The organism is Corynebacterium sp. ACRPS, from assembly GCF_022346005.1.
Lineage (GTDB): Bacteria > Actinomycetota > Actinomycetes > Mycobacteriales > Mycobacteriaceae > Corynebacterium.
Window position 1 is genome coordinate 1 of the sequence record NZ_JAKRMY010000030.1, and the last position, 8,162, is coordinate 8,162.

Here is an 8,162-nt window from a genome sequence, read left to right on the forward strand (position 1 = left end):
TCGCGGCTTCACGCCGGTACTCAGGCGTGTATTTCTGGCGTTGTTGACTCACAATGAACATCCTCTCTTACGGACACAAGATCCGCACTAATCGGGTGTCCACTAAACGAGGGTAACCTCAGTGGTAGTTCCAGCTGACGTAGTTGAGTTCAGTGTCTCGCTTTTCGGCCCTGCGGCTAATCGTGCTCGCTTCCTTTGCGAGCTCGCGGGCATCTATGGCGATGCTGTTCGATTGTTGGGCGAGGGTGATGGATTCCGCGGCTCGCTTGTGGCTTCTTTGCGCAATGTTGTTGGCGTTTTTCGAGTCGAGTTTGGCGAATATTGCGATAAGCATGCTGATGATGCCGGTGGTGGCGCTGATGCTTGTCAGTAGGGTGTCGAGGTTCATGTTTCGTTTAAAGGAGTGTTGTTGATGTTTACCAGTCTATGGTCTTGGCTGCGGGGCCGTGGGGCCAGCCGGGGAAGTTCTGTTGGTCGGTTGGGGGATTATGAATTGCCTTCCACTTTCCGAGTGGCGAGTGCCGGCGCCGATGGAGGTGTTCGAATGGACGCCATCGCCATTGTTGAGCCTCTTGAGCCAGGTTCATCCGGAGTGCTTGATACCGAATCTTGTTTTTCAGAATGGCAGGATGTGGAGTCTGCCATGCGACATGTAGGTGTACTTTATCCAGGTCGCTACACGGTATTTTTAGAACCTTCGGGCCGAATTTTTCTCCAGGCTGAAGATGGGGCTCGGGGTAGAGGTCCCAGTGTTCGCCATTGTCCCAGAGGAGGGACATCTTTACTCCGTGGAGGGGTTGGAAGCCCTGGTAGTGGAGTTGTATTTCGATTTCGTCAATGGGTTCTTTCATTCCTGAGGTGACGGTGGGGGTTCCGTAGTTGCTGAAGCCCATTGCTATTTGGTGTGCGCCGTCGTATTGGCGGGCGTGTTGGAATTGTTTGATTCCTAGTAGTAGTGCGGCAAGTCCGGTTATTGCGCTTATGAGTGCGGTTATTGCCATGTGTGTATTTTAGCCCGACTTAGCAGGCGGGGGAGTGCGAGCCTCCCCGCGGGCACTGGGGGCAGTCATGTCCCAAAATTTCGACACAGTGACAATAACCCCAAGGGGTATTGGTTGGGTCGAAACGCTGTACAGAGAACTGAATTAGTGAATTGTCCTGATAGAAGATACCGGGCCAAGAACCACGTTGACATGTCCGTGAAGCATTGGCCAAGCCGACAGGCAGGAACCCCGCCGTAAGCGGGAGGGAACCACCAAGGACGTAAAACACCAGGCCGTGAATTAGTTACTCCCCGGGTGCGAGTCCCGGGCGCGGCACTGGCCTCACAGTGTGTGAGGCGGATAGTTGAGTGTAGAGGGGAGGTGTTTCGGTATGGTTGCTCCGATTGTTATTTCGGTGTGCGCCTTGGTTTCTGTGGGGTGCGCTATTTATGTCAGCTACATCAATCGGCATTAGCGGTTGTTGTCTTTTGTTGTTCTTCTCCGTCGCTGTCTGTCCAGCATAGGATGTATTGCCCGCGGTAGCCGAGGAGCGCTTCGAGGGAGTCGCCGTGGTGGAGCGTGGTGGCGGGTTCGGCGTGCATGTGGGCTGCTTGGTCGTCTCTGGTTGCGTTGATGCTGACGTTGGTGATGGTTTCGCCGGTTTCGTTGGCGATGACGTAGAGCTGTTTGCTCTCGTGGCGCAGGGTGACGTTTCGTCGGTTTGCTGCGGCGAGTTTCTGCGTGTATGCGGAGATTGTTGCTTGTGCTTCGGCGATTTTTCGTTGTTCTTCTGCGGCCTTTTCGGCGCTGCGGGCGGCTCGGTCGGAGCTTTCTGCGGCTTCGGCTTGTGCAGCCTCTGCTGATTTGCGTGATTTGGTTGCTTCTGTTGCCTGCCAGATTGCGATTATGGCGGAGATTACGGCGATGACTGTGGAGGTGATTTCGAAAGCGGTCATTCTTTTATTCTATCGAGCGTCTCCGACGGTTTTGGAGGCGTTGTTGAGCGCAGAGTAGTACATGTTTCACTTTCATTTTTACCTACTACCGGTGGGTTAGTGATTGTGTGATTTTCAAAAGCTACCAGGGTGCAACTCCCTGGCTGCGCACTAGGGGTTGTCAACGGCGGGTTGGACACTGACCGTCTTAAGGGCAGCATCCCAGGCTTTTGGTGGTTGAGCACTTGCCGCTGCTGCGCTCTGCTGTCCTGCAGCTCCTTTATTTTTACGTGAAAAGAGGGAAAGCCTGGCGGTGTTTATCCGGGCTTTCCCCCTTCAATCTTCTCACCTCTGAAAGGACGATATGAATACTAGCACATCGTGGCTGACTGCTAAAGAGGCGGCTGACTATATGAGCGTGCATCCGGAGACGTTGTATGTGCATTTGCAGCGTGGGGAGCTTCGTTCGGTGAAGGTTGGTCGGCGTTATCGGTTGAAACCTGAGTGGTGCGATGAGTTTTTGAGAGGAGATGCTTTGTGAGGTTTTTGAGGCAGATTTTTTGTTGTGGGCGGCGTCGGCGTCGTCAGTTCAATGTTTTCACGATGATGTGGAGGTAAGACCGTAGTGTTTGAGATTAGTCATGACCATGCGGTTCGGACTTTGAAGGATATTGAGGGCCGGTATATCGCTTTGTATCGGTATGCGCGTGTTCCGGAGAAGATTCGTCGTCAGATTAAGGATAGTGCGCAGCAGGCGCATGTGATTGCTTCGTTGGTTGAGTCGTATGACAGGAGGGTTCGTAATGTGCACCCGGAACACAAGTAAGGTGCCGGCGCGGGGTACGCGGGAGTTGCGTGAGTTGCATTATTGGAAGGATGCGGCTGCTAAGCGTTTTCGGTTGTGTTGGGCGACTGGGGCGTTGGGTGGTGTTGCTGGGTTTGTTTTCCATTGGGTTATTTCGGTGCCGCCTGTATGGATGTAGGCCATGGTTCGGAGGGGATTGAGCCTGTTGAGCATGGTGGTCGGTTTTGGGTGGAGTTTGATGGGCGTCTTATTTCTTTTTTGTCTGAGTATGATGCTTGGAATTTTTTGGGTCGGGTGTTTGATTTGCCCGGCCCTTGTTTATTTGAGGGCTGTCATGTCCCAGGTGGGGAGATTGATGGTTTGGGCGTTGGTTTTCGGTTTTGTTCGTGGCATGCGCCTGTGGCGCGGCGTGTGCTTTGGCGTAGGAGAAGGAGGAAGAAATGAAGCTTTTTAAGACGAAGGATGATGATGAGTGGTTTAAGTATCGACGCCAGCATTTAACGTCGACGGAGTTGGCATCGCTGCACCTGATTCATACCGCTAGGAATTGGCAAGAGTTACGTAGGCAGAAGGAATCGGGGGAGCGTTGGGGTGGTAATCAGTATACGGAGTGGGGGAAGGCCCGTGAACTGAAGTTGGCCCCGCTGTTTGCGGATATTGATAGCCGCTTGAACTACAACGAGGACCCTCAGACCATCATCATCAACGAGGCTGATGAGCGCTTGTGTGGCACCCCGGATTTGTTCAGTGAGGACGGGGCAGTGATTGGTGAGATTAAGACCGCGAATCACGAGTTTACGGGCGGAATGTTCCATGATTGGTGCCCTGACCAGTATTACCTGCAGGTGCAGGCGAACATGTGGCACGCAGGTGCTGAAGCGTGTGTCCTGCTCGTTGAGTACTACCGGGAGGAAGACGGCCAGTTCACCCCATTCGAGTGCGAGACTCGAGTGATTGAATACGACCCCGAAACGGTAGAGACCATGCGCCAGACCGCTGCCGAGTGGTTTGCGTGGCTTGATGGGCAGACTCCGGAGTGGATGGTTGAACTATCCAGTTTGGACGATGTGGACGAGCTCGAGGACTTGGTTGCTCAGTATGCGGATGCGGACGCTAAAGCTAAATCCTGGGCGGAGTTGAAGGAACAATATCGCACAGAGATTTTGGCCAAGGTTGGGCGAGACTACGCCGGTCAGCATGGTGGCTTTAAAGTCAGTGTTTCTACAGCTGCTGACAGTATGGCGTTCGATTCGACCAAGTTTAAGAAGACTCATCCTGACTTGTACCGCGAGTATGCGACGAAGAAGCGTCGTGGTGCGACGCGGCTGATACTTACGAGGGTAAAAGAGTGATGCGACTGATGTATGAGCCTGAATATCCCAGTAGGCAGGCCCGCAAAATTGCGTATGCCCGCCTCGAAATAGAGGTCATGGATTGGGTGAGGGACCACAGTGACCTTTCACCAGAATTGCGGGATTTATGCCTCCAGATTGAGCAGCAGATAGACAGAGAGCGAGCGAACCTATGAATCCTATTCCGAGTGATATGCCGCGGCGTCGACTCGAGGTCGCACGCACTTCGATGGAGGAAAACTATGCGGCGTTGACTGCTTTTGCAGACCAGGCGCATTACCTCACAGAGTACTTCACCGTCCGCGGCCATGATGAGGAAACCGCCCTCACACTCACAGAAATCACCCTCGACCGATTCGACGACGAAAGGAACATCTAACAGTGAATAATCAACTTGATACTGTCAACGCTTCTATGCCTGAGCTCAGCGATAATGGGCTCAGCGGTCTCATGCGCCAAGCTGAGGCTATGGATGCCGCGCATAAGCTGGCGACGGTGTTGTGCAATACCCAGATGGTGCCGCAGACTTTTCGCGGTAAGCCTGATGATGGCGCCGCCGCCATCCTCTATGGTGCTGAGCTTGGATTGAAGCCTCAGCAGGCACTGCAGCAAGTATTCGTCATTCATGGGCAGCCAGCTATTTACGCTCGAACTATGGTGGCTTTGCTTAAGGGCAAGGGCTATAAGTTCGAGACCGTGGAGTCCAGTGATGAGTCTGTAACGGTGCGTGGCGTGGCGCCGAGCGGGGAGCAGGAGTCTTCCACGTGGACTATCGACCGCGCTAAGAAGGCTAACTATACCTCTAATAAGAAATATCAGACTGACCCGCAGGCCATGTTGTACGCCAAGGCTGCTTCGGAAGTGTCTCGCCGCCTTGCCCCTAACGTTCTTCTGGGCATTAAGTACGCTGCAGAGGACCTGGAGTTGGAACCGGTGAATATGAGCGCCTCTCGTCAGGATGTTGCTGCGCAGGCGTTGGCTGCTCCTGTGCCGGCGGTGAGGGAGTCGCAGCAAGATGGGCAGTCGGACCAGTTTGTGGAGGACGTCAAGCAGGCTTTGGCTGAGCTCACTACTGCTGATGAGGTCACGAGTTTCATGCAGGAAATCCGCAATGACGGTGATGTTCCCGAAGAGGTCATTGACCTTGGGCGCCGGCGTTGGAATGAGCTGCAGGGGGAGAAGAATTAATGATTGATGTCATCACTCTCACCGGAGGCTTGCCGCGGGATGCGGAGTTACGATACACGCCGCAGGGCGCTGCGGTTGCGAATTTCACGTTGGCGAATTCGGATAATCGTTATGACGAGAGTCAGAATCAGTGGGTTAAGACTCGCAGCATGTACCTGGACGTCACCATCTGGAACGAGCAAGGCAATAAGCAGAATCCTACGCCGTGGGCGCAAATGGCTGCTGATTTGAAAAAGGGCGACCAGGTTGCGGTGACTGGCAAGCTTGTGACGCGTTCGTGGGAGACGAAGGATGGTGAAAAGCGCAGCAAGGTTGAGTTCAGTGCTATGCGTTTTTACCAGCTTCCTGCCGCGCCGCAGCAGCAGCCGAGCCAGGCGCAGCAATCGTGGGATACTGCCGTCCAGCAGGGGCAAACCGCGGCTAGTGGGGCGTGGTCTCAGCCGCCGGCGCAAGCAGGGCAGCAAGACCAGGCACCACCATTTTGATGGGCTACGTCAAGATTCAAGCCGCCGACCTTCCCCAGTACAAGGGCAGGAGAGTAGTTCTTTTCCCGGCCGCGTTTGACCCGGAGAAGATTGCTGACCGTGTCACTTTTGCTGCTCGTGTCGGCGATGTGGTGCATGGCGCCACTAGAGACGGACGATTTGCCCTCAACGCGACATCAATCGTCCTTGTAGACCCAACCACTTAACCCCGCCAGTCAGGACCTCCATAGTCCACAGGGGTTAAATTATTGCTATCTAGCTGAGATGCTTATATCATGTTCCATGTAGTGATTGTATGGGTATACAACACCACATCGCCTTGAGCCGCTGTCATTCTTTGACGGCGGCTTTCGTGCATCTTAAGGCCAAATTCTAATTTGTCCAGCTTCTCTTATCGTTCTGATTCGATTCCACATATCATTCTGGAGGCGTACAGCCTTGGGATTTGTAGACGGTTTAGAAATGACTCTGTTGGCTATGTAAGTGCATAAATCAGCTGCCTGTAAGCCCCACCTAGTTTTGGAATCGTAGAAATCGAAAGATGTTACTCGGTCAAGTTTGGATGGTTTGTAGCCGAATGTTCCATCGGTTCGGTATTTCATGAAGTTCTTTCTGGATTCTTCCGCTGTGTAGTGGTCATCTAGTAGAACATGGGAATTTTCCTCGTTCCCGGTGCAGAACTCATTAACCCGCTCGAGAGTGAAGCTAATCGCTAAATCTCGGGGGTCAAACGGGCGGACGTACCGCTTTTCCTGTTTGCGCCGGTTGATGCATTCTACAAACAGCGCAGAGGCAGAATCGTTGATGATGCTAAGCGCCCGATTGTAAATATTGATGCTTAGACGAAAGGGCACGTGCGACCAGTCGCCCTTCTGTTGCATTATTTCGTAGCCATGCAACTCTTCAATTCCCCAGAGATGACCTTGTTCAGTCTCTGCGGCTAGCAAATCTGACAAGCCTTTTTCTAGCTGAGATTTACCTTTTTCATCAAGTATGAGCGCAGACAGTAGGTAGTAGTCATCATTCTGGGAGGCTGATTCGTCAACGTAGGAATATAACACTGAACATTCAATCTTTCATTTGGGGCTTCTGCAAGGATACCTGCAACTTTTTGCGCCTTGTAGAAGCCCTTTCTATTTTCCTTAAGGACTTTTGAAATTGCTTTTTTATTCTCTTGATGATGGTGCGGCTCATCCGCGTCAGGCGTATAAGGATGATGCTGGTATTGACCTGGCGTTGAAGCATGACGTGAGTGTTCCGGTGGGTGCTCACAGGGTGGGGGATACTGGTGTAAAGGTTGCTGTGCCGCGGGGGCATGTGGGCATGATTTTTGTGCGTTCCAGCACCGGAATTAAACGAAAACTTGTTCTATCCAATGGTACCGGCATTATTGATAGTGGTTTCACCGGTTCCATCAAAATCAGTCTCCACAACACTGGCGACACCACCCAACACATCACTGCCGGCGACTACATCGCACAACTCGTCATCATCCCCATCGCCACCAACGACATTGCAGAAGTACGCGAACTGCCACACACCGAACGCGGCACCAACGGAATCGGAAGCAGCAACTAATGCCCACCCACCAGCAGCGTGAGGACATGCGCGCCTACCTCGAAACCCGCGACCTGTACTGCGCCCGGCCTGACTTCCTCGACGCGCTCATACGCCTATTTGAATCCATAGAAAAGGAGGTGAAAAAAGATGCGTGACTTTGCCCAGATTAAGCTTTCTATCTGGAATGATGACTCATTCCTGGATTTAAGCAATAACGCGCAGCTGCTTTACTTTGTGCTCATCTCGCACCCAACCATGAACCGCGCCGGGGTGGGGACCTGGCACGCGGGCCGCCTTTCTGGCCTGTGCTCGTCGTGGTCCCGCCCGGTTGTGGAGTCTGCGGCCCGTGAGCTCGTGGACGGTCTTTTCATCGTGATTGATGAAGATACTGACGAGTTTCTGGTGCGGACTTTCGTGCGGCATGACGGTTTGATGAAGCAGAGGAATTTGGCGACGACGATGGCGCGTGAGTTTGCGGCTGTGGGGTCGCGGACGATTAAGGGTGTGGTCGTGTGGGAGCTTCGGCGGCTGCATGAGGAGCATCCGGAGTTTAAGGGTTGGGAGTCTGATGAGGCGTCGCGGCTGTTGAAAAAACGCGCAATTGACCCCTCGGTTCACCCTTCCATTGACCCTAGCGTTGACCCTAAGGGTGAGGGTGCCGTTGACCCTAAGGTTGACCCCTCCAGTGACCCCTCGGTTCACCCTTCCATTGACCCTAGCGTTAGGGGTGAACCTAAGGGTGCCATTGACCCCTCGGTTGACCCTAGCGTTGACCCTAGCCCTACAACCGCAACCACAACCACAACCTTTTCTAGACGCTCGCAAAGGGGGGAAACGTCGGATGGGGTTAAGGG

General features: G+C 53.4%; 12 protein-coding genes and 1 pseudogene. 9 read left to right on the top strand and 4 right to left on the bottom strand.

The window, feature by feature from the left end; genetic code table 11:
• Positions 1-118: 118 nt before the first annotated feature.
• The 3 genes from MHX65_RS11265 to MHX65_RS11275 form a co-directional block, all read right to left on the bottom strand.
• The gene (locus tag MHX65_RS11265; RefSeq protein WP_239270145.1) at positions 119-388 is read right to left on the bottom strand and encodes a hypothetical protein; all 270 of its coding nucleotides are present in this window, start codon (positions 386-388) and stop codon (positions 119-121) included.
• A gap of 28 nt (positions 389-416) precedes the next feature.
• A complete protein-coding gene (locus MHX65_RS11270; RefSeq protein WP_239270146.1) occupies positions 417-1,001 on the bottom strand; it encodes a hypothetical protein in 585 nt (194 codons plus the stop codon).
• 443 nt (positions 1,002-1,444) lie between these two features.
• On the bottom strand, positions 1,445-1,939 hold the full coding sequence (locus tag MHX65_RS11275; RefSeq protein ID WP_239270147.1) for a hypothetical protein: 495 nt from the start codon (positions 1,937-1,939) through the stop codon (positions 1,445-1,447).
• A gap of 343 nt (positions 1,940-2,282) precedes the next feature.
• On the opposite strand from MHX65_RS11275, the gene MHX65_RS11650 reads away from it, so the two are divergent.
• The 6 genes from MHX65_RS11650 (at position 2,283) to MHX65_RS11300 (ending at position 5,748) form a co-directional block, all read left to right on the top strand.
• Positions 2,283-2,459: an excisionase family DNA-binding protein gene (locus tag MHX65_RS11650; RefSeq protein ID WP_349819955.1), complete on the top strand. Its 177-nt coding sequence runs from the start codon at positions 2,283-2,285 to the stop codon at positions 2,457-2,459.
• A gap of 475 nt (positions 2,460-2,934) precedes the next feature.
• Entirely contained in the window at positions 2,935-3,177 is a 243-nt protein-coding gene (locus MHX65_RS11280; RefSeq protein ID WP_239270148.1) for a hypothetical protein, read from the top strand.
• Positions 3,164-4,075, top strand: a complete 912-nt coding sequence (locus MHX65_RS11285; protein WP_239270149.1) for a YqaJ viral recombinase family protein — start codon at positions 3,164-3,166, stop codon at positions 4,073-4,075. The genes MHX65_RS11280 and MHX65_RS11285 overlap by 14 nt, the downstream gene beginning before the upstream one ends.
• Positions 4,076-4,268: 193 nt before the next feature.
• Complete coding sequence (locus MHX65_RS11290) at positions 4,269-4,454, top strand: hypothetical protein (RefSeq protein WP_239270150.1); 186 nt, start codon at positions 4,269-4,271, stop codon at positions 4,452-4,454.
• 2 nt (positions 4,455-4,456) lie between these two features.
• Positions 4,457-5,263 (top strand): hypothetical protein, encoded by an 807-nt coding sequence (locus tag MHX65_RS11295; RefSeq protein WP_239270151.1) that lies wholly within the window; start codon positions 4,457-4,459, stop codon positions 5,261-5,263.
• Positions 5,263-5,748: a single-stranded DNA-binding protein gene (locus tag MHX65_RS11300; protein ID WP_239270152.1), complete on the top strand. Its 486-nt coding sequence runs from the start codon at positions 5,263-5,265 to the stop codon at positions 5,746-5,748. Before MHX65_RS11295 ends, MHX65_RS11300 begins: the two co-directional genes overlap by 1 nt.
• Positions 5,749-6,107: 359 nt before the next feature.
• On the opposite strand, the gene MHX65_RS11305 is transcribed toward MHX65_RS11300, so the two are convergent.
• Entirely contained in the window at positions 6,108-6,809 is a 702-nt protein-coding gene (locus tag MHX65_RS11305) for a DUF3800 domain-containing protein (protein ID WP_239270153.1), read from the bottom strand.
• A 91-nt stretch (positions 6,810-6,900) separates the two neighbouring features.
• Between MHX65_RS11305 and MHX65_RS11310 the strand changes: the two genes are divergently transcribed.
• From MHX65_RS11310 to MHX65_RS11320, 3 genes and pseudogenes are all read left to right on the top strand, one after another.
• Positions 6,901-7,326, top strand: coding sequence for a dUTP diphosphatase (locus MHX65_RS11310; RefSeq protein WP_239270154.1), 426 nt, complete (start codon positions 6,901-6,903; stop codon positions 7,324-7,326).
• Complete coding sequence (locus tag MHX65_RS11315; protein ID WP_239270155.1) at positions 7,326-7,463, top strand: hypothetical protein; 138 nt, start codon at positions 7,326-7,328, stop codon at positions 7,461-7,463. Before MHX65_RS11310 ends, MHX65_RS11315 begins: the two co-directional genes overlap by 1 nt.
• Positions 7,456-8,162: pseudogene (locus tag MHX65_RS11320) on the top strand (hypothetical protein); the annotation flags it as partial. The gene MHX65_RS11315 and the pseudogene MHX65_RS11320, both read left to right, overlap by 8 nt.

What these genes read in the sequence shown, in the direction of transcription:
- MHX65_RS11285 (WP_239270149.1), top strand. Translation starts at nt 3,164, where the DNA reads ATGAAGCTTTTTAAGACGAAGGATGATGATGAGTGGTTTAAGTATCGA.
- MHX65_RS11315 (WP_239270155.1), top strand. Translation starts at nt 7,326, where the DNA reads ATGCCCACCCACCAGCAGCGTGAGGACATGCGCGCCTACCTCGAAACC.
- MHX65_RS11290 (WP_239270150.1), top strand. Translation starts at nt 4,269, where the DNA reads ATGCCGCGGCGTCGACTCGAGGTCGCACGCACTTCGATGGAGGAAAAC.
- MHX65_RS11265 (WP_239270145.1), bottom strand. Translation starts at nt 388, where the DNA reads ATGAACCTCGACACCCTACTGACAAGCATCAGCGCCACCACCGGCATC.
- MHX65_RS11650 (WP_349819955.1), top strand. Translation starts at nt 2,283, where the DNA reads ATGAATACTAGCACATCGTGGCTGACTGCTAAAGAGGCGGCTGACTAT.
- MHX65_RS11280 (WP_239270148.1), top strand. Translation starts at nt 2,935, where the DNA reads ATGGTGGTCGGTTTTGGGTGGAGTTTGATGGGCGTCTTATTTCTTTTT.
- MHX65_RS11270 (WP_239270146.1), bottom strand. Translation starts at nt 1,001, where the DNA reads ATGGCAATAACCGCACTCATAAGCGCAATAACCGGACTTGCCGCACTA.
- MHX65_RS11275 (WP_239270147.1), bottom strand. Translation starts at nt 1,939, where the DNA reads ATGACCGCTTTCGAAATCACCTCCACAGTCATCGCCGTAATCTCCGCC.
- MHX65_RS11300 (WP_239270152.1), top strand. Translation starts at nt 5,263, where the DNA reads ATGATTGATGTCATCACTCTCACCGGAGGCTTGCCGCGGGATGCGGAG.